This window comes from Acidithiobacillus sp. AMEEHan (genome assembly GCF_030996345.1).
GTDB lineage: Bacteria > Pseudomonadota > Gammaproteobacteria > Acidithiobacillales > Acidithiobacillaceae > Igneacidithiobacillus.
Window position 1 is genome coordinate 970383 of record NZ_CP118747.1, and the last position, 21512, is coordinate 991894.

The following is a 21512-nucleotide window of genomic DNA, read 5'->3' on the forward strand; positions in this document are numbered from 1 at the left end:
GAGATCCCCTATCAGGATAGCAGCCTTTGGAAGAGCAGGGCGTCGCGCAGGCGCGCTGAGGGGGAGAGGAGGGCCCTGAAATCCACTTATGATTCGTGCTTGTTGCGCTGAAAGATCCAGCCGCGCTTGGCAAAGTACACGATCATAGCGAGGGCGACGAGCCACATCGCAGCCACGACGATTGCGAAGCCGTAGCGGAAGTGCAACAACGGGATCCCGTCGATATTCATTCCATAGATGCCGGTGATGAAGGTGAGGGGGATGAAAATGGTAGAGATGATGGTCAGCACACGCATGATGTCGCTCAAGCGATTGTTGACCATTGACAGGTAGATATCCATGAGACCACTGACCACATCACGCTCGCTGTTGAGCAGGCTCATGAGTTGAATGGTGTGGTCGTAGAGGTCATTCAAAAAGGGACGTAACCGGTCGGGCAGCAGGCGGTGCTCGCCGATGCTGTGGTTCAGGCGGGAAACCATTTCCTGCATGGGCCAGAGGACGTGGTTGAACAGGATCAGGTCTCTTTTGCTCTGCTGTATTTCGGCAAGTTGCCCTTTATGGGTGCGCTGCAGAAGCTCTTCCTCCAGGCGTTCCACTCCATCGGTGAAGCCTTGTAAAGCCGGAAAGGCCTGATCCACCACCAGATCGAGCAAGGCATAGACGAGGTATTCCGCCCCGCTGCGGCGAAGCCGCGATTGCTCATTCTGTATGCGGTCCAGCAGCACTCCGGTCAGCTCTTGCCGGCCAGCTGCGACGCTGATCACCAGGCCTTCTCGTAGAATGATGTGGAAAGGGGTGACTAGGAACTCGTGACCATGCCGCGATATCTGCTGACACTGCAGGTGGACGTAGTTCTCGAAAGGCTCGAGCTTCGCCTGCTGCTGTGCGCTTTGAATGTCTTCCAGGGTCAGGGGATGGATTTCGAAACGCGCGCCCAATTCCTCTAGTTGCGCCCGGCTTGGCGTACCGTGAAAGTGCAGCCAGATTACCCCGCGATTTGCCTCGGTACTAGCAGCGGCGCCAGCAATGCTTGCCTCCTTGTCCAGGGAGTAGTTCTGCGGACTGTAGATTACTAGGCGGAGTTCAGCCGGAACGCTGCCCGGTTTGTCGATCAACGTCCCTGGCGGTAGGCCGCTGCGCTGCACTTGTCCGGCAACCTTGGTTTCACGTGAAACGCGGCGACGTTTGGCCATCTGTTCCCTCGTTAGCCCGGCGAATGTTGCTCCGGAAAGAGAATGTTGAGCTCCAGTACCTCAAAATCTCCACGGCGCTCCATATGTACGGAAATCCGATCCTTTTCGACGGGCATGTACTTGCTGATGACCGCCAGTAACTCTTCCTGCAAGGCGGGAAGGAAATCAGGGGTATCGGCACTGCGCTCATGTGCTAGGATCAGCTTCAAGCGATCCTTGGCGACCGCTGCTGTTTTCTTTCGCGATCCGAGAAAATAATCGAGGAAGGACATCTCAACCTCCAAAAAGCCGCTTGAAGAAGCCGGCTTTTTCGGGCTGTACAAAACGCAGTGGCCGCTCCTCACCCAAAAACCGCGCTACTACATCTTCATAGGCCAAGGCGACATCCGAACCCTGCATATGGATAGCGGGGATGCCTTGGTTGGAGGCCTGCAGAATGACCTCGGATTCCGGGATCACGCCAAGCAAGGGAATGCGTAGCAGCTCCTGCACGTCGTCCAGGGAGAGCATTTCGCCACCCTGGACCCGCTTGGGCGCGTAGCGGGTCAACAGGAGATGTTCGCGAATGGGCTCGGCGCCTTCTTCGGCGCGCTTCGAGCGGGCGGCGAGAATGCCCAGGATCCGGTCGGAATCGCGGACCGAAGAAACCTCGGGATTGGTGACGACGATTGCCGCATCGGCATGGTACAGCGCCCGCAAGGCGCCGCTCTCGATGCCGGCGGGCGAGTCACAGACGATGTAATCGAACTGTGTCTGCAACTCCTCCATCACCCGAGCCACGCCATCGGTCGTCAGGGCGTCTTTGTCGCGGGTTTGCGAGGTCGGCAGGATGTAGAGATTTTCCAGCATCTTGTCGCGGATCAGCGCCTGCTGCAGGCGTGCCTCTCCATGAATGACGTTGATGAAGTCATAGACGACCCGGCGTTCACAACCCATGACCAGGTCGAGGTTGCGCAGGCCCACATCGAAATCGATGACGACGGTACGATACCCGCGTTGGGCAAGGCCGCTGGCGAACGCGGCGCTGGTAGTGGTTTTGCCTACCCCTCCTTTACCGGAGGTGACGACGACAGTTTGGGCCACAGTGTTTCTCTCCTCTAATTGTCCAACGGGATTATATGCAGTTGTTCGCCATCGAGGGAAACCTGGGCGGCTTTGCCCCAGAGGGGATGTTCCGCGTCGAGGATCATATAGACGCCAGCAATGGCTACCAGTTCTGCCTCCAGCCGTTGACAGAAAATGCGCGCCGATTCGTCTCCCTGGACGCCAGCCAGGGCCCGACCGCGCAAAGGGCCATAGACATGGATATGCCCGTCGGCCAGGACTTCGGCGCCAGCGTTGACGGCACCCAGGCAGACCAGATCGCCACCCCGCGCATACTGGCGCTGACCGGAGCGCAGCGGCTGGCTGAACACGCTACCCGAAGCGGCAGGCTTTTGCGGATTCGCGCTGGCGGCCGCCGCCTTGGCGTCGCTGCCGCGCAGGTGCGGTAGCCCGAGAGCTGCCGCGGACTCCGCTTGCCCGTCGCTGGCATTGCGCACAGCGATGGGAAAACAGCCAGCTTCTCGCAGAATCCCCAGCCAGTCGGTGAACGGCAGAGAGAGTGATGGATCGAGGTCGGTCAGGTCGAGGACGACGGCTGCCCCCTGCACCAGGCGCAACGCGGCCCCCTGGGCCGCAAGTTCCGTCCGCAAGGTCTCGGCAGAGGCGTCCGTCAGGCGCAGGATACCGAGGGTGAATACCCCACCACTAAGGCGCAGGGTCGATTTTGTCGGGGTAGAATTCATGTTTCACGTGAAACCGGTCAGGGACGATCTCGCCGCAGCAGCGGCAGCTTGTTCTTCTTCCCCTTGAATTCTTCTGCCTGGGGCAGCGCCGCTTTTTTACGCAGTATGACGGGCCAGTGGCGGGTAAGCTCGGCATTCAGGGCGGTGAAATGTTTCTGGTCCTCCGGTACGTCATCTTCGGCATAGATCGCATCGGCAGGACACTCGGGAATACAGGCAGCACAGTCTATACATTCGGCGGGATCGATGACCAAAAAATTGGGCCCCTCGTGAAAGCATTCGACCGGGCAGACTTCGGCACAATCCGTGTATTTGCATTCGATACAATTTTCGGTGACGACGTAGGTCATACTTCAAACCTTGGCTGGACTGGATTTCTTCTGGGCAGCCCGGGCGCTGGCAGGCTTCTTGCCGCTACTCGCTTTTTTCGCAGCGGATGAGCTTCGGCGCGCGCCCTTTTTCGCGCTGCTGTCGGCCCGTTCCTTCTCTGCTTTGGGCTCCGGCGGTAGGTAGTCGCGCAACAATTCCGCGATTTCGCTTGCCTCCGTCGCTTCCGGAAAATGGAAGGCGCAGTCGGCCTGAGGACAGACCAATTCTTCACCGCGACGCTTGGTGCTCTTCCTGTATAGCACCGGCCAAGCGCAGCGTGGACAAGAACGGGCAATTGGCTCTCCCCAAACGGCGTATTTGCATTTGGGGTAGGTGTTGCAAGAGTAGAAGACCTTACCGTAACGGCTGCGCTTCTCCACCAACTCGCCGCTGCCACAGTCGGGGCAGGTGACGCCGGTGGATTTGGGCGTGCTCAGGCTCTCCAGATATTTGCAGCTCGGGTAACCACTGCAGGAAATGAAGCGACCATAGCGCCCCTGGCGATAGACCAGGGCTTTGCCGCAGTCGGGACAGTCGCGTCCGACCGGCTCCGGCGCCTCACGCGGGCCGTCGATGGGGCGGGCGTAATTGCAGTCGGGGTAACCACTACAGGAAATGAAGCGACCGTAGCGTCCCAGCTTGAGCCGCAGCGGTTTACCACATTCCGGGCAGTTTTCGTCGATCGCCTCGCTCGTTGCCTCGGAGCGACTGATATTGGCTTTTTCTTCCAGACGCTGATGAAAAGGCTGCCAGAAGTCCTTCAGTACCGGCTGCCAGTCCTTTTCGCCGCGCGATATGGCATCGAGCTGATCCTCGAGCTCGGCGGTGAAGCCATAGTCGACATATTGGTCAAAATGCTGCACCAGGAACTGATTGACAACTTCCCCCAGGTCAGTGGGAAGAAAGCGGCGCTGCTCCACGGCAACATACTCCCGGTTCTGCAGGGTCTGAATGATGCTTGCGTAGGTGGAAGGACGACCAATGCCGTGGGCTTCGAGGGTCTTGACCAAGCTTGCATCGCTGTAACGCGGTGGTGGCTCGGTAAAATGCTGTTCGGCTTCGATCCCGTGGAAAGCGGGTTGATCGCCCTCTTGCAGGGCAGGCAGCAAGCGTTGCTCGTCGTTTTCGTCCTGCTCGTCCTTGCCCTCCTGATAGACCAAGAGGAAACCGGGAAAAGTGATCGTCGAACCGTTGGCGCGCAGTTGCCAGTGGCTCCCCGCAGCAAAATCGACAGCCACCAGATCCAGCTGTGCGGCAGCCATTTGGCAAGCGACGGCGCGTTTCCAAATCAAGTCGTACAAGCGCCATTGGTCCTTATCGAGGCGGCCCTGCAGACTATCGGGGTGACGGCGGATGTCGGTGGGGCGGATCGCCTCGTGCGCCTCCTGGGCATTCTTGGCCTTGGTCCTGAAACGACGCGCCTCTTTGGGGAGATATTCGTTGCCGAAGTGTTGTTGCACGAAGTCGCGCATGGCGGCAATGGCATCTTCCGAGAGATTTACTGCATCGGTACGCATGTAGGTGATCAGACCAGCGGTCTCGTTACCGATGCTGATGCCTTCGTAGAGTTGCTGGGCGACACGCATGGTGCGACTGGCATTGAAGCCGAGTTTGCGCGACGCCTCTTGCTGCAGGGTAGAGGTAGTAAACGGCGCTGCCGGTTGCCGCTGGCGCTGTTTGCGCTCGACTTTGACCACCCGCAGCGGCTGGCGCTCGAGGTCGGCAAGGATCTCGCCGCGTATCGCCCCGGCAGCCGCTGCATCGGGAATGTCGAATTGCTCGAGCTTCTTCCCCTGCCACTGGGTGAGGCGCGCGGGAAAACGATTTCCCTCCTGCTCCAGCTCTGCGCTCAGGGTCCAGTATTCGCGCGCAACGAAGGCGCGGATTTCGGCCTCGCGCTCGCAGATCATGCGCAGCGCTGCGCTCTGCACGCGACCGGCGGAAAGGCCAGGGCGCACCTTGCGCCAGAGCAGCGGCGAGAGATTGAAACCGACGAGATAATCGAGTGCGCGGCGCGCCTGCTGGGCATTGACCAGATCCATGGCTATAGCGCGCGGATGCGCCACGGCGTCCTGCACCGCACGTGGGGTGATTTCATGGAAAACCACCCGCTGCACCGGTTTGCCCTCGAGCAGCTTCTTGTCGCGCAACAGCTCTACCAGATGCCACGAGATCGCTTCGCCCTCGCGATCCGGGTCGGTGGCGAGCCAGAGACTATCGGCCTTGCGCAATGCACTGGCAATGGCATCGACATGTTTGCCGTTGCGTGCGATTTCGGCATAGCGCATGGCAAAATCGTGTTCGGTATCGACGGCCCCTTCCTTCGGCAGCAGATCGCGCACATGGCCGTAGGAGGCAAGCACGGTAAAGTCGCCGCCCAGATACTTCTGGATGGTCTTCGCCTTCGCTGGCGACTCGACGATCAGCAAGTGGGTCATGCGTCAGTGCAGGATACGACGGCCATCGGGGCTGAGAAGGTGGTCCATCCAGTAGCCATCGGGCCCGTCCTCGTTGACCATCACCAGAAACGCGACCCAGTCGAGGGTTTCCAAGTCCGTTTCTTCCAGTTCCAGAGCCAGAAGACGGTCGATAATGCGCTCCCGAATACTGCTGTTGATGACGCCCAGGTATTCCCATTCCGCCAGCTGCCCGCGCGTTGCCACGGATAACTGCAGATTTTCCCAGGGTTGATAGCCACGGATGGCAGAGCGGCTGTTTTCGGGGCTGTGGTCTTCGTCGAAGCCGTCCATCCAGTCGAGGGCACGTTGAATTCCCTCCTCCGGGTACCCTGCGGCGAGTAGTTGCTCCTCGATCTCGCTGTTTTCCTCGTCCTCGTCGAGGTGGTCGAGCAGGTAGCTGATGATATCGATGACGTCTTCCATGGCAGACCCCTAGTTGGTATTGGGAAGGCGGCAGAAGCGCCCCCCAGGGCAGGAGGCGATATATCCTTGGATTTCCATGTGCAAGAGGATGGACGAAAGCGCCGGAAGCGTCAATCCGCAGCGACTGGCGATCTCCTCACTGCTCAGGGTTTCCTGTCCCAGTGCCGCCCACACCTGACGCTCGGCGCTATCTTCCGGCTCGCGCGATACCTTCGCCACGGTCCGGCTGGCGGCAAAGAGAGGTCCCAACTCCTCGAGAATATCTTGTGCCGTCTCTACCAGCTTGGCCCCGTCTCGGATCAGGCGATGCGGTCCGCGCGCCAGTGGACTGTGGATCGAGCCAGGGATGGCAAAAACCTCGCGGCCCTGTTCCATGGCCAAGCGCGCGGTGATCAGCGAGCCGCTGTTTTCCGCTGCCTCGACCACTAGAGTTCCCAGGCAGAGCCCGCTGATCAGGCGATTGCGGCGGGGAAAGAGTCCGCGATGGATGCGGGTGCCGGGTGGCTGCTCGCTGATGATGAGGCCGGTCGCCGGAATGGCGCGGGCGAGGTCCAGATTTTCGCGCGGATAGATCAGATCGATGCCGGTGCCCAATACCCCAATGGTACCCGAATGCAGAGCACCCTGGTGCGCGGCGGCGTCGATGCCGATGGCCAGGCCGCTGACAATCACCAGACCCTGGTTGCCCAATTCCTCGGCAAAGGCGCGCGCTGTGGCGTTTCCCACTGGGGTCGGGTTGCGACTGCCAACGATGGCCATGAGCGGGTCGCGCAGGCGGGCGCGCTGACCACGCAGAAATAGCGCCATGGGCGGATCGGCAATTTCCCGCAGCAAGGGGGGATAGTCGTCATCGAACCAGGTACAGAGATCCTGCCCGGCACTCGCCAACCATTGACGATCGGCGTCCGTCAGGCAGTCGTCGGGGTCCCGGCGCAGCCATTCCTGACTTGCCGCTGCCAGCTCGGGATGGCGCACGCCAAAACAAGCCTCCGCAGAGCCCCATTGCTGTAGCAAGATGCGCTGCCGTCGTGGGCCGAGACCGGGGCAGCGCAGGAGGGCTAGCCAAGCGGAGTGTTTCAAGGAGTGAGTTCAGCCTCCTGCTGCAATTTTGCGGGTCCGGCAGTAGGATAATAGACGTCGGCTCCGAGGGGAATGCCGCGCGTTGCCGCAGTGATGACGGCATAGGAGACCTGGGGAAAGACCCGGAAAATCATCAGGGTACCAATTTTTTCCGGAGGTAGGGGGAAGTCCTTGCCGGTGACGGCATTCTTGCCCATCCGTGCGGAATCGTCGATTTCCATGACGTTGCCCGGTTGTAGTTGGGCGTTTGCGCCTTGGTCGAGAATGACCACCTGACCCACTGTGAGTTCCTCGGCATTGTTGGCTTTGGCGACGATTTGTGCAGCAACGGCGCGTTTGGGTGCGCTCGGGAAGTAGTGCGGCGTCGGGCTTGGGGTGATCGGCACCAGACGGTCGCCCAGACTGATTTCCCGCCGCGCTGAGAGAATCCGAATTTCCGCCTCGCCACCGTTGTGCAGTAACTCTGCCGTGCCCAGATTGATCATGCTATAGCCCAGCGGCTTGGGATCGGCCAGACGATGCAGCTCGGTACCCAGACGCACGATGCTGTAGCGGGTTCCCACCGCAGCCTGGTCGAGGCCGCTGACGAAAACCCGGTCCCCGGCGGTATAGGCGGGACGCTCATGCAGTGCCGCAGCGAGATAGGGCAGTTTTTCGTACTCCTGCTTGTTGGCGATGATGGCCGGGCTATGCAGAAAGGGCATGATGATGCCGGTATGGTAACTGGGAATGGCCGTTACCTGCAGTTGGGGTTGCAGGGGAACGACCTCGACGGCGGGTTCGCCATTGGGCATCCGATAGAGGACGATGCGATCGCCTGGGTAGATCAGGTTGGGGTTGCGGATCTGCGGGTTGGCGTGCCAAATCTTTTGCCATTCCCAGGGATTTTTGAGGAAATGGGCGGCGATGCCCCATAGGGTATCACCGGGTCGTACGACATAACTGCCCAACTGCTGGCTGACAACTGCTGGCTCGGCGAGTGCCAGGCCAGGGGCGATAGGGCCCAACAGGGCGCAGGCAATAGCCAGGGGCACAACACGTTTCCGCATGATTTCTTCTCCTTGGGACTTCCGCGCCCCATAGTATTAGTCCAAGATACCAATTTTTGCGAGAACGGACCGGTTATGGCGCTTTTGAAAATTGTCGAATATCCCGATACCCGCCTCAAAGGCCTGGCTCAGCCGGTGGCGCGCATCGATCGGGAAATCCGTCAATTGGCGGATGATATGGCGGAAACCATGTACGACGCCCCGGGCATTGGCCTGGCGGCACCGCAGGTGGCGGCAGAGCAGCGATTGATCGTCGTCGACGTCTCCGATGGACGCAATGAGCTGCTAACCTTGATCAATCCGGAGATCATCGAAAAGTTTGGTGAAGAGGAAATGAAGGAGGGTTGCCTTTCGGTGCCCGGTGTGCTGGAAACCGTGCGTCGCGCTGAGCGGGTCAAGGTGCGCGCTCAGGATGTCCAAGGCAAGACTCTGGAACTGGAGGCCGACGGCCTGCTGGCGGTCTGTCTGCAGCATGAAATCGACCACCTCAATGGTGTACTCTTTGTTGATCACCTTTCCCGCCTGAAACAAAACCTGATTCGTCGGAAGGCGGAGAAGCGGGTGCGCCAGCATGGCTGAGGAGCGGCGCATCGTCTTTGCCGGAACTCCGGACTTTGCGCAGATCGTGCTGACCCGCTTGTTGACGCGTCGGGACAATGTGGTAGGCGTTTTGACGCAGCCGGACCGCCCTGCGGGTCGCGGGCGCAAACTCCAGGCGAGTCCGGTCAAGACCCTGGCGACGCAGGCGGGGCTGCCGATATTGCAGCCGGAATCCAGCCGCAGCCCGGAAACCCTCGACTGGTTGGGCCAGTTGGCCCCCGATTTGCTTATCGTGGTCGCCTTTGGCCAGATACTTCCGCAGGCGGTGCTCGATCTGCCGCGCCTCGGCGCCATCAATGTCCACGCCAGTCTCCTGCCGGCGTGGCGCGGTGCCGCTCCCATCGTCCGCGCACTGGCTGCCGGCGATCGGGAAACCGGGATCTGCATCATGCAGATGGAAGCCGGGCTGGACAGCGGCCCGGTGCTGTGGACGCGCCGCACGCCGATTCTGGACACGGATACCGGGGCCAGCCTGCACGATCGGCTGGCGGAACTCGGTGCCGAGGCCCTCTGCGAAGCCCTCGACCGCCTGTGGTTGGGAGAGCTTCGACCCCGGCCACAGGATCATGAACGGGCGACCTATGCCAAAAAGTTGCGCAAGGAGGAGGCGCGCATCGACTGGTCACAGGACGCCGCGACCATCGAACGCCTGGTACGTGCCTATCATCCCTATCCGGTGGCGCACACGAGTTTTCGGGAGCAACCGTTGCGTGTCTGGTCGGCGCGTCTTGGCAGCACTACCGGCGTGCCGGGCACGCTGCTCGCCAATATCCCGGAAGGGCCGGAAATCGCCTGCGGGCAGGGGAGTCTGGTGCTGACCCAGGTACAACCCGCGGGTAAGGCCCAACTTTCCGGCGGTGATTTTGTGCGCGGCTACCGTCCGCAAGCGGGCGAGGTTTGCGCTTGAGCGAGGCCGTGCAGGGGAAGCGCCTGCGCCGCGCCGCACTGCTTGCTTACCCCGCAGCATTGGCCGGCGAACGCCTGGACTTTCTCCTTGATCGTTCCGGACTGCAGAGGACGGAGCGCGCCAGTTTGCAGTGGTTACTCAGTGGCGCCTTGCGCGAGAGCCAGTCCCTGCGGGATCTGTTGCAGGGCCTGCTGCGCCCCGGTAAGCAGGACGAGCAGGTACTTGCCTTGCTGCAACTGGCTCTGTACGAATTGCGCCACGGGCAGCGCCCGGATTTTGCCGTCGTCAACGACTGGGTGGAGGCCAGCCAGTCCCTCGGCAAGACCTGGGCCAAAGGACTGATCAATGCCGTGCTGCGCCGCTACCTGCGCGAGCGCACGACCCTCGACAAGGTGCTGATGTCGTCGGAGTCGCATCCCGCGTGGCTGCTGCGGCGCCTGCAAGCGGCCTACCCGGAGGACTGGCCCGCCATTGTCGCTGCCAATCTCCAGCCCGCGCCGCTGTGGTTGCGTGTCAATCGTCAGCAGCTCAGTCGCGATGCGTACCAACAGCACTTGCAAGAATGCGGTCATCCCAGCCGCACGGATGCCCAACTGCCGGATGCCCTGATCCTCCCCGGCAGTTTGCCGGTACGCGAACTGCCGGGTTGGGATGCCGGCTGGGTCACAGTGCAGGACGGTGCTGCGCAACTGGCCGCAGAGATTCTCGCGCCCCAGCCGGGGGAGCGGATTCTCGACGCCTGCGCCGCGCCCGGCGGCAAAACCGCGCATCTGCTTGCCTTGGGGGCCACGAATGTACTGGCCCTGGACCGTTCCGCCACACGCCTAGGCCGCTTGCAGGCGGCTTTGCAAAGGCAAGGCCTCCACGCCGAGCTACGGGAGGCCGATGCGGCCCTGCCGGATACCTGGAGCACCGGGCAACTTTTTGATGCCATTCTCCTCGACGCGCCTTGCAGTGCCACAGGTATCATTCGTCGCCACCCCGATATCCTGCACCGCGAGCCGGACCTCGTCGCCTTGCGCGAAGAACAGGCGCGTTTGCTGCGCGGTCTTTGGCGACAGTTGCGACCCGGGGGCCGCCTGCTCTACTGCACCTGCTCCCTTCTGCCGGAAGAAAATGAAGCCCAGGTGCAGGATTTCCTCGCCGGGCACGGCGACGCCATGCGGGTGGCAGATCCGCGCTGCGGGCAACGCCTCCCCGGGCAGGACGACATGGATGGCTTCTTCTACGCGCTGCTGCGCAAGGTCGGTACGCAGGCATGAGCGAACGCCAACACCCCTCACCGCGCCGCTACTGGCTTCGTGCACTGCGCCAGAATGACGGCGAAGAGGGGAATGTCGGCTTCCTCCGCTGGTGGGCCGTGCTGTTGATCCTCGTGGTCCTGGGCTTCCTCGCGTTCACTTTTTTTGTCAGTGCCGCAGGACCGTTGAGTCCCTTTTTCATCCCCATGCTCCTCGCCTCGGCGGCCATCGTTCTGCTCCTGCTGGTGCTGGTAATGGTCGCTGTCGCCCGCTTGCTGCTGCGTTTGCGGCGCGGTGAGGTGGGCAGTCAGTTGGCTACCCGTCTGGTCGTGATCATCACCATTCTCAGCCTGACGCCGGCGGCAGTGGTGTTTGCCTTCTCCTGGCGTTACCTCAATCAAGGCATCGACTCCTGGTTGAGCGCGGCGGTGGAGAGTGCCCTCGAGCAGGCGGTAGACGTGGCCAAGGCCGGGGTAGATCGCTATCGCAGCAGCACCTTGCTGTCGGCGGAGACGATTGCCCAGGCGCTCACCGGGCAGCCGGACAGTGCTGCGGTGCTGACCGTCATCCAGATGCGCGACCAATTTCGCCTGAGCAGCGTCACCCTTTTTTCCAGCAGCAACCGGATCATCGCCACCAGCAGTGACAACCTCGAGTTGGTCCCGCGTCTGCCCCATGACCTCCTGCTTGGTGCCCATGCCAATCATCCGCTGGTCAAAATGGCGGACGAGAACGGACAGCTTTTGGTACGGGTGCTCATCCCGGTGATGAACCCGCAGTTTGGCCGCGGCAATCGTCTGCTCTACGTGGAGCAGGTGGTGCCGGAGCAATTCAGTCGCGCCGCCGCTGCGGTGCAAAATGCCGATCACCGCTATCGACAGCTTACCCTGATGCGTGGGCCGATGAAGACGGCCTTTCAAATGACCCTTGCGGTCGCCCTTTTGCTGACCGCGCTCAGTGCCCTGTGGATCGCCCTCCTCCTGGCTCGGCGCCTCACCGCCCCCATTGCCCGCCTCGCCGCGGGTACCCAGGCGGTAGCGCGCGGTGAGTTCATTCCCCTACAAATCATTCCAAGCAATGATGAGCTGGGCGTTTTGCTCCATTCTTTCAACAACATGACGCGGCAGCTCGCGCGCGCCAAGCAGCAGGCGGCCAAGGCGCAGGAAGAGGCCGATCAGCGACGGTATTATCTGGAAACCATACTGGCGCAGATTTCCAGTGGGATCCTGATCTTCAGCAACGAAGGGAAGATCTCGGAAATCAATGCGGCGGCAAGGCAGATTCTGCGTTTGCCGGAAAGCGGCTTGCCCGATCCGGAAAAGGAGCCGCAACTGGCCACGTTCTGGGCGCAGGCACAGGACTGGATTTCGCAGCCACGCAACGACATGCAGCGTGAGCTGCAGATCGAACGGAGTGACGGTACCCAGACCCTGCTGCTGCATGGGGCGCGTTTTGCGGAGTTGGGCGGGGCCGAGGGCTTCGTTGTGGTCTTCGACGACATCAGTCCTCTGGTGGCAGCGCAGCGCAGCGCCGCCTGGGGCGAGGTAGCTCGGCGCCTGGCGCACGAGATCAAAAACCCGCTTACGCCCATCCAGCTTTCGGCAGAGCGCCTGCGCCGTAAGTATCTCGAACGGCTGGGCGGCGAGGGAGAAACGCTGGACCGAGCGACCCACACCATCATCCAGCAGGTCGATGCCTTGAAGGTGCTGGTCGATGCCTTCTCCGAATACGCCCGAGCGCCAAAACTGGACCTGCATCCCATCGATCTGAATGCCCTGATTGCCGACGTGGTCGAGCTATACCGCGGACAGGGCGCCGGAGTGGAAATCCGCTGCGATCTGGCGCCTGACCTTCCGTCTCTGCGCGCCGATGCCCATCGCTTGCGGCAGATCCTCAACAATCTGCTGCGCAATGCCATCGATGCCATCGCTGCAGCGGCAGAACCAGCAGCAAAGGCGCAGCAGCACATCTGGATTCGCACGCGGATGCTGCTCGGGCAGGAGCAACCCATGCTAGAATGGACGGTAGAGGACGATGGTCCAGGTTTCCCCGCAGATCTGCTGGCGCGCGTTTTCGAGCCCTATGTGACCAGTAAGCCCAAGGGCTCGGGTCTGGGATTGGCCATTGTACGGCGCATCGTCGAGGAGCACGGTGGACAGATCGAGGCGGGGAATCGGGAAGCAGGCGGGGCTCGGGTGGCGATGCGGTTTCCCCTCGCGGCGGGGGTGGCGGAGGAAGTATGAAGGAAGCGGGAAGACTCAACATTCTGGTCGTCGATGATGAGCCGGACATTCGCAGCACGCTGGCCGATATCCTCGAAGACGAGGGCTACCGGGTTACCCAGGCGGCCAGTGCCGCCGAGGCCGAGGCGCGTCTGCGCGACGGCGTCTACGATCTTCTTCTGCTCGACATCTGGATGCCCGGTGAGGACGGATTGCAGTTCCTCCAGCGCCTCGCGAGGAATGGCCTCGAGCAACCGGTGGTGATGATGTCGGGTCATGGCACCATCGAAACCGCCGTGCAGGCGACGAAGCTAGGGGCCTATGATTTTATCGAAAAACCCTTGTCCTTGGACAAGACCCTGCTCAGTGTCGGCCATGCCCTCGAAGCCTTCCAGTTACAGCGCGAGAATCGGGAACTGCGCGAGCAGAGTGGGGTGATCGAACGACCTACCGGTGAAAGTCCGGCCATCAAGCAGTTTCGGGAGCAACTCCAACGGGTTGCTGCAGTGGACTCCTGGGTCCTGCTGCAGGGAGAAGCGGGGAGCGGCAAGGAAGTCGCGGCGCGTTACCTGCACCGCCAGAGCCGCCGTGCCGACAGTCCGTTCATCGACCTGCGGGCGGCGGTCATCGCCCAGCCCAATGTCACGGTCGAGCTGTTTGGCGCCGAGCAGGATGGGCGTGTGCAGCGGGGGCGTCTGGAGTTGGCACACGGTGGCACCCTTTTCATCGACGAGATTGCCGATATGAATCTCGAGAGTCAGGCGCGCCTGGTCTCTGCCCTGCAGGAGCGGCGTATTCTCCGGGTGGGGGGGACGACTCCGGTGGATCTCGATGTACGCGTCATTGCCGGTACGGCGCGTGATCTGCAAAAACTGGTGGCCGCGGGGCAGTTCCGCGAGGATCTGTTCTACCGCCTGCAGGCCCTGCCGCTGCAGGTGCCCAGCTTGGCGCAGCGCAGTGCCGATATTCCTGAGCTGGTCGAGGAGTTCATGAGTTTGTATCGCCGGCGCGATGGTCTGAGTCGGCGGCAGTTTCTGCCGGAGGCCATGGAGGTTCTGCGCCACTATCCCTGGCCCGGAAACGTGCGGGAATTACAGAACCTGGTACAACGCCTGTTGATTCTCAGCGAGGGTCCCGAGGTCAGCGCCGATGAGGTGGAGGGCGCGCTGGGACTGGATCAGCGTCTGATGCCCCTCAGTAACGCCTCCCCCGAGGACTTTGGCGGCACCCTGAAGCGGGCGCGCGAACGCTTCGAGCGGGCCTTTCTCGAGTATCACCTGGCGCGTAATGACTGGAACATTGCCCGGACGGCGGAGGCCGCTGGTCTGGAGCGTACCCATCTCTACCGCAAACTGAAAAACCTGGGGATTGGGCTGCGTGGCGAGCGACGCCCCGAGGATGAACTGGAGGACTGATGGAAGAACGATCGTTTCAACCCCTGGGTATTGCCATCCTCACTGCCTCGGACACCCGCACACCTGAAACCGACAAGTCCGGTGACGCCGCCGAGACCCTGCTGCGCGAGTCGGGCCACAGGATCGTCCAACGCGCCATCGTGGTTGATGATCTGCTGGCACTGCGGGCGCAGATGCAGGCGTGGATCGATGATCCGCAGATCGATGTCGTCGTCAGCACGGGAGGCACCGGACTCACCGGCCGCGATGTCTGCCCCGAGGCCATGGCGCCTTTGGTCAGTAAGCCCATTCCTGGATTCGGCGAGCTCTTTCGTTACCTTTCCTACCAAGAAATCGGCACCAGTACCATCCAATCGCGCGCCGAGGCGGCGGTCTGTTCCGGGACCCTTTTTTTCTTGTTACCCGGCTCTACCGGCGCCGTGCGTATGGGGGTGAGCCAGATCATCGTGCCCCAGCTGGATATTCGCCAGCGTCCCTGCAATCTTGCCCAGCTCCTGCCGCGGATTCGCGGCGAGGCCTAACCCATGGCGCATTGGAAGAGGCGCTGGATGCAGGCGACTTGTTCCGTCGTGTTCTGAAAAGAAGCCGCTACGAGGCTACTGCTCCGGCCGAAGCGTTCTATTCTGCGCACGGCGATGATCACCTCACAGCTGCCACAGTCCTCCAACTCGATGGTAGACAGAAAGCTCTCCCCAACGCGGATCTGCTGCGCTTCGAGAACGAAGCTGATGCCTCTGCGGCTGAAATCATGGATTCTTGCCGCCAACGTTTGATTTTGTTTGCCGCGCAGGATCACGCGCCCCCGCACGGATAGCCGTTTCTTTTCGCGCGCCAGCCGTCGCAATATCTGGCGAGGATGCACAAGCTGCTGGGACGCAGCCACGCGCGAGCTGAGAAAACCGACGATATGCCGATCAGTTTCCAGGACGACCAGCACCGAGCCAGCCGTGGGCGTTGCCAATTCTGTAGAAAGCGGCGAGAAGCAGAGCAGCTCTTCCTGCCAACCACGGAATTCCCAAAGGCGTCCTTCGTCCTGGGGATCGGCTTCGTAAATGACGGCCTTCTGGGGACCATTCGCCAGAAAAATGGCCTTGTCCGGATCGCTGATCATCTCAAAATCGCCGGCGAAAATCCCGATGAGAAAGTTTTGCAGATCCAGCCCAAAACGCGCAGGTAACAGCGCCGTAAGTTCATCATTTTCGTTGCAGCGGTTCGTATTCATAGAGACAATATCTGGCAGAATTTTTGTGCAGAATAGCGCGGTCGATGTCGCGAGGGAACCAAGGGCGGTTCGCGGACTTGCCCGATGCCTTTGCGGACAGGATAATCAGGACATGAAAAATACCTTTTCTGTCATTGTGGTAGGAGGCGGCCACGCGGGCATTGAGGCAGCGGCGGCGGTGGCGCGCAGCGGCAGCCCCTGCCTGCTGCTCACGCAAAATATCGATACCATCGGCCAGATGTCCTGCAATCCGGCCATTGGTGGTATCGGCAAGGGGCATCTGGTCAAGGAAATCGATGCCCTTGGTGGAATCATGGCGCGTGCCATCGATCGCGCCGGCATCCAATTTCGCATCCTCAATGCGCGCAAGGGACCAGCCGTGCGTGCCACGCGCGCCCAGGCCGATCGCAGCCTATACAAGCTGGCGGTGCGAGAGCTCCTGGAAGAGCTGCCACTGCTACAGATGTTTCAGGGCAGTGTGGGCGATCTGTTGGTAGAAGATGGCAGGATTGCAGGGGTGCGGCTCGAGAATGGCCAAGAATTTTTCGCTCGCGCAGTGATCCTGACCACCGGCACCTTTCTTGCCGGGCGCATCCACATCGGCGATCAAAGTTATCCCGCCGGACGCGCCGGGGACGCCCCGGCCAATGCTCTGGCAGAACGCCTGCGCGCCCTCGGGTTTCCAGTGGCCCGACTGAAGACCGGCACCCCGCCGCGCATCGACGGGCGCAGCATTGATTACTCCGTGCTCGAAATCCAGCCCGGCGACGACCCGGCACCGCCCTTCTCCTTCCTGACGGAGCGCATCGAGGTCGAACAGCGCCCCTGCCACATCACCTATACCAATGCCGAGACCCATCGCATCATCGCCGACAACTTGCAGCATTCGGCCATGTATGGGGGCATATACAATCCAAGGGACCGCGCTACTGTCCCTCCATCGAAGACAAGATCGTGCGCTTTGCTGACAAGGCGTCGCACCAGATCTTTCTCGAGCCCGAGGGGCTGCGCACCCGGGAAGTGTATCCCAATGGGATTTCTACCAGTCTGCCCTTTGCCGTGCAGGAGGCGCTGGTGCGCAGTATGCGCGGCCTCGAAGATGCCGTGTTGCTGCGTCCGGGCTACGCCATCGAGTATGACTATCTCGATCCTCGTGCCCTGACCCGGGAGTTACAGAGCCAAGTTCTGCCGGGGCTTTTCTGCGCCGGACAGATCAACGGTACGACGGGCTACGAGGAGGCGGCAGCGCAGGGGCTCCTGGCCGGAATCAACGCAGCCCGCTGGGTGCGCGATGAGCCGGGCTGGTGCCCGGCACGGCATGAGGCGTATCTGGGAGTGATGGTGGATGATCTGGTCACCCGGGGTCTGGATGAACCCTATCGAATGTTCACCAGTCGCGCGGAATATCGACTGCGCCTGCGGGAAGACAATGCCGACCAGCGACTGACGCCGGTGGGCCGAGAGCTCGGCTTGGTGGATGAGGAACGCTGGCAGCGGTTTGTCGCCAAGCAGGAAGCGCTGCGCAGCGAACGGCAGCGCTTGGAATCCACCCGTATCGGCGAAGATTCTCCGGCGGCACGAAACTTGGCCATGCGTCTGCCTCAACCCCTGCGCCGGGACCACAGCCTGTGGGAGTTGTTGCGTCGCCCAGAGCTGGGTTACGCCGAGCTGCTGGCAGATTGTGGCATCAGCGATCCGTTACCGGTCCCCCTGGCGGGAGTGCTGGAGATTGACTGCAAATATGCCGGCTATGTGCAGCGGCAAGAAGAAGAAGTGGAACGCAATCAACGCTGGGAGAGTATGGAAATTCCGGCTGATCTCGACTTTGCGGTCATTGCGGGCCTGTCGACCGAAGTGCGTCAGCGTTTGCAGCAGCAACAGCCGCGCAGCGTGGGCGAGGCCAGTCGGATTCCCGGGGTGACGCCCGCCGCTGTTTCCCTGCTGTTGATTCACGTGAAACGTCACCACTGGGCGGCGGCAAGTTAGGTGCCTGCCACTGCCTCGATGAATGACAACGCCCTGCGCCAGCGGCTTGATCAGGGGTTGCTCGATATGGGCCTTGACGGGGAAATCGATCCGCTGGCGCGCGAACGACTGCTCCGCTATCTGGAGGAGCTGATGTTGTGGAACCGGACGCATAATCTCACCGCGATCCGAGAACCCGCTGCAGCCATCTATCGGCATTTGCTGGATAGTTTGTCTTTGCTGCCCTTTTTGCCCTCTGGGCGCCCTGTGTACGATATCGGCAGTGGCGCCGGTTTGCCGGGCATCCCTTTGGCCATTGCTCGCCCGCAGCAGTCGTTCGTGCTGGTCGAGCCCGCGGGAAAGCGGGTTGCCTTTCTGCGTCATGTTCTGCCGCTACTGGACCTGGAGCAGGTACGAATCTATCCGCAGCGTGCCGAGGAATTGCGTTACGTCGACCGCATGGTACTGGTCAGTCGCGCCACCGCTGCGCTCGCGGACTTCCTTGTCATGGTAGAGGGTTGCCTGCAGCCAGGGGTCGCGTTCTTGCTCGCCAAGGGGCCAGCTTGGGCGGAAGAACTGCGTGCGCTGCCCGCGGAGTGGGCGGCGCGTTTCGTGGCCCAGCCACTGGCCGTTCCTGGGCAACCGCCACGCTTTGCCCTCTGCGCCGAGCTGGGGGGAACGGGTCTTGCCAGTCACTAGCCGGCTCCGCTGGCAATCGGTATCCTTGCGGAGCAAGGCGGAGAGAGGTAGAGCATGCGGGTTGTGGCCATAGCCAACCAAAAAGGTGGAGTCGGAAAGACCACCACGGCGGTGAATCTCGCGGCGGCGGTGGCGGCGTTGGAGAAGCGCGTGCTGCTGATCGATCTGGATCCGCAGGGCAACGCCAGTACGAGTCTGGGTGCCGATAAAAGTCGTTGGCCCAATGTTTACCACTTGCTTTTGGGTGAAGCCGACCTGTCGGCCGCGCTGCAAGAATGTGGGGTCGTGTCCTTACTCGCCGCAAGCCCGGATCTCGCTGCTCTGGAAGTAGAGCTTGCCGATCAGGAAGGGCGCGAATTGCGTCTGCGCGATGCGCTGCGGGGTACGCAGGGCTGGGATTACGTTTTTATCGACTGCCCGCCGTCGCTGGGTCTCCTGACTCTGAATGCCCTGGTTGCCGCCGATCGGGTGTTGATCCCGATGCAGTGTGAGTATTTCGCCCTGGAAGGCTTGACGCAGCTGCTCGACACCCTTCGCCGGGTGCGCGCTCAATTGCATCCAGGCTTGGAGGTGGACGGTCTCCTGCGTACCATGTTCGACGCCCGCAACCGCCTCTCTGCAGAGGTGAGCGGTGAGCTGGAGCGCCATTTTCCCGAACGCATGTACCGAGTCATCGTGCCCCGCAATGTACGCTTGGCCGAAGCCCCCAGTTTTGGTCAGCCAGTCATCCACTACGATCCACAGTGTGCCGGTGCCGACGCCTACCGGCAGTTGGCGCAAGAGTTTTTGCAACGGGAGCATCGCCCATGAGTAAGAAGCCCGCGGCGCTGGGTCGTGGCCTCGACGCCCTGTTTGCCGGTAACCGGGAGATCAGCACCCTGCGCAATCTACCTCTCGATCTCATCCATCCGGGTACACAGCAGGCGCGTAAACATTTTGACGAGGCCGCGCTCGCGGAGCTGGCCGAGTCCATCCGGGCGGAGGGCGTATTACAACCGATCCTGGTACGTGCCGATGGTGGTGGCGGTTACGAACTGCTCGCCGGGGAGCGGCGTTGGCGCGCAGCGCAGTTGGCCGAACTGAGGGAAATTCCCGCCCTGATCCGCGAGGCCTCCGAACAGCAGGCCCTGGTAATCGGTATCATCGAAAATATTCAGCGTCAGGATCTCGATCCCCTAGAGGAAGCCGCCGCCTTGCAGCGTCTGCTCGATGAGTTCCGTCTGAGTCACGATGCCCTGGCCCAAGCGCTGGGGCGCTCGCGAGCGGCCATCACCAACCAACTGCGCCTGCTGCGTCTCGATCCCTCTTTGGCACCACAACTACGCTCTGGCGCATTGACTGCGGGGCATGCGCGGACGCTATTGTCGCTGCCGCCCGCCGCACAGCGGCAGGCGGCGGCGGAGATCATCGCCAAAGGGATGAGCGTTCGCCAAGCGGAATTCTTGGCCAAAAACGTGCAGGAGCGCGAGAAGCGAGCTCCAGAAGACGTCGATCCTAACCTTGCCGCGTTGCTTGTCCAGCTGGAACAGACGTTCGGACTGCAAGTCCGCATCTCGCTGCGTCGCGAAGGGGGGGAGCTGCGCATTCGCTGGCGCAACGCCGCCGAGGCCGCCGCCCTGTGGCAACGTCTGGGCGTGACGGAAGATTCGGTGCCCCTCTCTTGACCTCGTCCGACGGCGTGTTTAGACTCCCTGCCAATTTGCGGTGAGGCCGATGCCAGAAAAATCAACGATGGCCTCCTGGGCATTTTCGGCCTATGTCGGTCGAGTTGCTGCGTGGGTTTTGGTGTTGGCTTTGCTCGCCGCCGCCGTCTGTGCGTGGGGCTGGAACGCTCGAGAGGCCTGGGCCATTCTCTACGCCGCCTTTTTGAGCGTATTGAACATGCTCATTTTGGGAAGTCGCCTGTTAGCGCTCCCCGCCTCACCGGCTGCCGCCAGCGCGCGGCTGGGTGCGGCGGTGCTGCAGCGCTGGGTGCTCACCATCTTGGGTTTGCTGTTGGCTTTGGCCTGGTTGCACCTGCCGATCATCGGCCTGGTCATCGGGCTTCTGCTCGCACATTTTGTATATTTAGGCTTCATGTTGCGCGAGCGCAGCAAGAAAAGGAGATGAAACGTGGCATCTGGCGACATCGCCCATCACCTGGTCAACTGGACGGTTGGCGAGGGATTCTGGACCTTCGATCTCGATACCATTCTGATTGGCTGGGTGATGGCCGCAATCTTGGTCATTACCTCCATGGTGGTCGGTGCCCGCCTGCAGCGGGGAGCCCCAGCCGGGATGCAGGCCTGGCTTGAGGGGACGGTTGAATTCATCGACAAGCTGGTTACCGATAGTTTTCCGGTGCGTGACCCGTTGATAGCGCCGGTGGCGCTGACGGTGTTCGTGTGGATCCTGCTGATGAACAGTATGGACGTGATTCCTGCCTATCTGCCCGGAGTTGTGGCAAGTTGGTTTGGGCTCGAGCACTTTCGCATTACGCCTACCGTCAATCTGAACACCACCTTTGCGGTCGCCCTGGCGGTCTTCGCACTAACCATTTTTACCAGTCTGCGGGTCAAAGGCTTCGCATACTTCAAGACCTATCTCACTCATCCATTCGGCAAGTACCTGGCGCCCGTCAACATCATCATGACGGCGATTGAGGAGATTACCAAACCTCTGAGTCTTGGTTTACGACTCTTCGGCAACATGTTTGCCGGCGAACTCGTGTTCCTGCTCCTGGCGCTGTTGCCGTGGTGGGGAACGCTGGTCATGGGCGAGGTCTGGTCGCTGTTCGAATCTCTCATCATCATGTTGCAGGCCTTTATTTTCACCGTGCTGACGGTCGTGTACCTGGGCATGGCCAATATGCAGGACCACTAATTCCACTTTTCTGCTT

At 61.4% G+C, this 21512-nt stretch carries 21 protein-coding genes and 1 pseudogene; 12 read left to right on the forward strand and 10 right to left on the reverse strand.

What is annotated here, in order from left to right:
* Positions 1–86: 86 nt before the first annotated feature.
* Genes corA through ORD17_RS05010 form a run of 9 tightly spaced genes read right to left on the reverse strand, consistent with a single transcriptional unit; the run spans position 87 to position 8363 of the window.
* The gene (gene corA / locus ORD17_RS04970; protein ID WP_308389773.1) at positions 87–1196 is read right to left on the reverse strand and encodes a magnesium/cobalt transporter CorA; all 1110 of its coding nucleotides are present in this window, start codon (positions 1194–1196) and stop codon (positions 87–89) included.
* 11 nt (positions 1197–1207) lie between these two features.
* Positions 1208–1468 (reverse strand): cell division topological specificity factor MinE, encoded by a 261-nt coding sequence (minE, locus tag ORD17_RS04975; RefSeq protein WP_308389774.1) that lies wholly within the window; start codon positions 1466–1468, stop codon positions 1208–1210.
* Between the two features lies 1 nt (position 1469).
* Positions 1470–2279 carry a septum site-determining protein MinD gene (gene minD / locus ORD17_RS04980; RefSeq protein WP_308389775.1) on the reverse strand — a complete coding sequence of 270 codons (810 nt, stop codon included), beginning with the start codon at positions 2277–2279 and terminating at the stop codon, positions 1470–1472.
* Between the two features lie 14 nt (positions 2280–2293).
* The gene (minC, locus tag ORD17_RS04985; RefSeq protein WP_308389776.1) at positions 2294–2983 is read right to left on the reverse strand and encodes a septum site-determining protein MinC; all 690 of its coding nucleotides are present in this window, start codon (positions 2981–2983) and stop codon (positions 2294–2296) included.
* Between the two features lie 17 nt (positions 2984–3000).
* Positions 3001–3333 (reverse strand): ferredoxin FdxA, encoded by a 333-nt coding sequence (gene fdxA / locus ORD17_RS04990; protein WP_308389777.1) that lies wholly within the window; start codon positions 3331–3333, stop codon positions 3001–3003.
* A 3-nt stretch (positions 3334–3336) separates the two neighbouring features.
* The gene (topA, locus tag ORD17_RS04995) at positions 3337–5790 is read right to left on the reverse strand and encodes a type I DNA topoisomerase (protein ID WP_308389778.1); all 2454 of its coding nucleotides are present in this window, start codon (positions 5788–5790) and stop codon (positions 3337–3339) included.
* A gap of 3 nt (positions 5791–5793) precedes the next feature.
* Positions 5794–6234, reverse strand: coding sequence for a DUF494 family protein (locus tag ORD17_RS05000; protein WP_308389780.1), 441 nt, complete (start codon positions 6232–6234; stop codon positions 5794–5796).
* A gap of 9 nt (positions 6235–6243) precedes the next feature.
* Positions 6244–7314 carry a DNA-processing protein DprA gene (dprA, locus tag ORD17_RS05005; protein WP_308389781.1) on the reverse strand — a complete coding sequence of 357 codons (1071 nt, stop codon included), beginning with the start codon at positions 7312–7314 and terminating at the stop codon, positions 6244–6246.
* Positions 7311–8363 (reverse strand): LysM domain-containing protein, encoded by a 1053-nt coding sequence (locus ORD17_RS05010; RefSeq protein WP_308389782.1) that lies wholly within the window; start codon positions 8361–8363, stop codon positions 7311–7313. Before ORD17_RS05010 ends, dprA begins: the two co-directional genes overlap by 4 nt.
* A 75-nt stretch (positions 8364–8438) precedes the next feature.
* Here ORD17_RS05010 and def point away from each other — a divergent pair, with 75 nt between their 5' ends.
* Genes def through moaB form a run of 6 tightly spaced genes read left to right on the forward strand, consistent with a single transcriptional unit; the run spans position 8439 to position 15269 of the window.
* Positions 8439–8942 carry a peptide deformylase gene (gene def / locus ORD17_RS05015; protein WP_308389783.1) on the forward strand — a complete coding sequence of 168 codons (504 nt, stop codon included), beginning with the start codon at positions 8439–8441 and terminating at the stop codon, positions 8940–8942.
* A complete protein-coding gene (gene fmt / locus ORD17_RS05020) occupies positions 8935–9870 on the forward strand; it encodes a methionyl-tRNA formyltransferase (protein ID WP_308389784.1) in 936 nt (311 codons plus the stop codon). Before def ends, fmt begins: the two co-directional genes overlap by 8 nt.
* Complete coding sequence (gene rsmB, locus ORD17_RS05025; RefSeq protein WP_308389785.1) at positions 9867–11132, forward strand: 16S rRNA (cytosine(967)-C(5))-methyltransferase RsmB; 1266 nt, start codon at positions 9867–9869, stop codon at positions 11130–11132. Before fmt ends, rsmB begins: the two co-directional genes overlap by 4 nt.
* Positions 11129–13354, forward strand: coding sequence for an ATP-binding protein (locus tag ORD17_RS05030; RefSeq protein WP_308389786.1), 2226 nt, complete (start codon positions 11129–11131; stop codon positions 13352–13354). The genes rsmB and ORD17_RS05030 overlap by 4 nt, the downstream gene beginning before the upstream one ends.
* The gene (locus tag ORD17_RS05035) at positions 13351–14748 is read left to right on the forward strand and encodes a sigma-54 dependent transcriptional regulator (protein ID WP_308389787.1); all 1398 of its coding nucleotides are present in this window, start codon (positions 13351–13353) and stop codon (positions 14746–14748) included. Before ORD17_RS05030 ends, ORD17_RS05035 begins: the two co-directional genes overlap by 4 nt.
* A complete protein-coding gene (moaB, locus tag ORD17_RS05040) occupies positions 14748–15269 on the forward strand; it encodes a molybdenum cofactor biosynthesis protein B (RefSeq protein ID WP_308389788.1) in 522 nt (173 codons plus the stop codon). Before ORD17_RS05035 ends, moaB begins: the two co-directional genes overlap by 1 nt.
* Here moaB and ORD17_RS05045 read toward each other — a convergent pair.
* Positions 15266–15970, reverse strand: a complete 705-nt coding sequence (locus tag ORD17_RS05045; RefSeq protein ID WP_308389789.1) for a PilZ domain-containing protein — start codon at positions 15968–15970, stop codon at positions 15266–15268. The two genes, moaB and ORD17_RS05045, sit on opposite strands and share 4 nt — an antisense overlap.
* Positions 15971–16082: 112 nt before the next feature.
* On the opposite strand from ORD17_RS05045, the pseudogene mnmG reads away from it, so the two are divergent.
* The 6 genes and pseudogenes from mnmG to atpB all read left to right on the forward strand — a co-directional run bounded on the left by mnmG (position 16083) and on the right by atpB (position 21496).
* Positions 16083–17956: pseudogene (mnmG, locus tag ORD17_RS05050) on the forward strand (tRNA uridine-5-carboxymethylaminomethyl(34) synthesis enzyme MnmG).
* Complete coding sequence (rsmG, locus tag ORD17_RS05055) at positions 17957–18634, forward strand: 16S rRNA (guanine(527)-N(7))-methyltransferase RsmG (protein WP_308389790.1); 678 nt, start codon at positions 17957–17959, stop codon at positions 18632–18634.
* A gap of 54 nt (positions 18635–18688) precedes the next feature.
* Entirely contained in the window at positions 18689–19444 is a 756-nt protein-coding gene (locus ORD17_RS05060; protein ID WP_308389791.1) for a ParA family protein, read from the forward strand.
* Positions 19441–20298 carry a ParB/RepB/Spo0J family partition protein gene (locus ORD17_RS05065; protein ID WP_308389792.1) on the forward strand — a complete coding sequence of 286 codons (858 nt, stop codon included), beginning with the start codon at positions 19441–19443 and terminating at the stop codon, positions 20296–20298. Before ORD17_RS05060 ends, ORD17_RS05065 begins: the two co-directional genes overlap by 4 nt.
* Before the next feature lie 49 nt (positions 20299–20347).
* The gene (locus ORD17_RS05070) at positions 20348–20743 is read left to right on the forward strand and encodes an ATP synthase subunit I (protein WP_308389793.1); all 396 of its coding nucleotides are present in this window, start codon (positions 20348–20350) and stop codon (positions 20741–20743) included.
* Positions 20744–20746: 3 nt separating this feature from the next.
* Positions 20747–21496, forward strand: a complete 750-nt coding sequence (atpB, locus tag ORD17_RS05075) for a F0F1 ATP synthase subunit A (RefSeq protein ID WP_308389794.1) — start codon at positions 20747–20749, stop codon at positions 21494–21496.
* Positions 21497–21512: the final 16 nt, after the last annotated feature.

Bases quoted from the DNA above. Each gene is read 5' to 3' on its own strand.
- corA (WP_308389773.1), bottom strand. From the start codon at position 1,196: ATGGCCAAACGTCGCCGCGTTTCACGTGAAACCAAGGTTGCCGGACAA.
- minE (WP_308389774.1), bottom strand. From the start codon at position 1,468: ATGTCCTTCCTCGATTATTTTCTCGGATCGCGAAAGAAAACAGCAGCG.
- minC (WP_308389776.1), bottom strand. From the start codon at position 2,983: ATGAATTCTACCCCGACAAAATCGACCCTGCGCCTTAGTGGTGGGGTA.
- fdxA (WP_308389777.1), bottom strand. From the start codon at position 3,333: ATGACCTACGTCGTCACCGAAAATTGTATCGAATGCAAATACACGGAT.
- topA (WP_308389778.1), bottom strand. From the start codon at position 5,790: ATGACCCACTTGCTGATCGTCGAGTCGCCAGCGAAGGCGAAGACCATC.
- ORD17_RS05000 (WP_308389780.1), bottom strand. From the start codon at position 6,234: ATGGAAGACGTCATCGATATCATCAGCTACCTGCTCGACCACCTCGAC.
- ORD17_RS05010 (WP_308389782.1), bottom strand. From the start codon at position 8,363: ATGCGGAAACGTGTTGTGCCCCTGGCTATTGCCTGCGCCCTGTTGGGC.
- def (WP_308389783.1), top strand. From the start codon at position 8,439: ATGGCGCTTTTGAAAATTGTCGAATATCCCGATACCCGCCTCAAAGGC.
- fmt (WP_308389784.1), top strand. From the start codon at position 8,935: ATGGCTGAGGAGCGGCGCATCGTCTTTGCCGGAACTCCGGACTTTGCG.
- ORD17_RS05030 (WP_308389786.1), top strand. From the start codon at position 11,129: ATGAGCGAACGCCAACACCCCTCACCGCGCCGCTACTGGCTTCGTGCA.
- ORD17_RS05035 (WP_308389787.1), top strand. From the start codon at position 13,351: ATGAAGGAAGCGGGAAGACTCAACATTCTGGTCGTCGATGATGAGCCG.
- moaB (WP_308389788.1), top strand. From the start codon at position 14,748: ATGGAAGAACGATCGTTTCAACCCCTGGGTATTGCCATCCTCACTGCC.
- ORD17_RS05045 (WP_308389789.1), bottom strand. From the start codon at position 15,970: ATGAATACGAACCGCTGCAACGAAAATGATGAACTTACGGCGCTGTTA.
- ORD17_RS05060 (WP_308389791.1), top strand. From the start codon at position 18,689: ATGCGGGTTGTGGCCATAGCCAACCAAAAAGGTGGAGTCGGAAAGACC.
- ORD17_RS05065 (WP_308389792.1), top strand. From the start codon at position 19,441: ATGAGTAAGAAGCCCGCGGCGCTGGGTCGTGGCCTCGACGCCCTGTTT.
- ORD17_RS05070 (WP_308389793.1), top strand. From the start codon at position 20,348: ATGCCAGAAAAATCAACGATGGCCTCCTGGGCATTTTCGGCCTATGTC.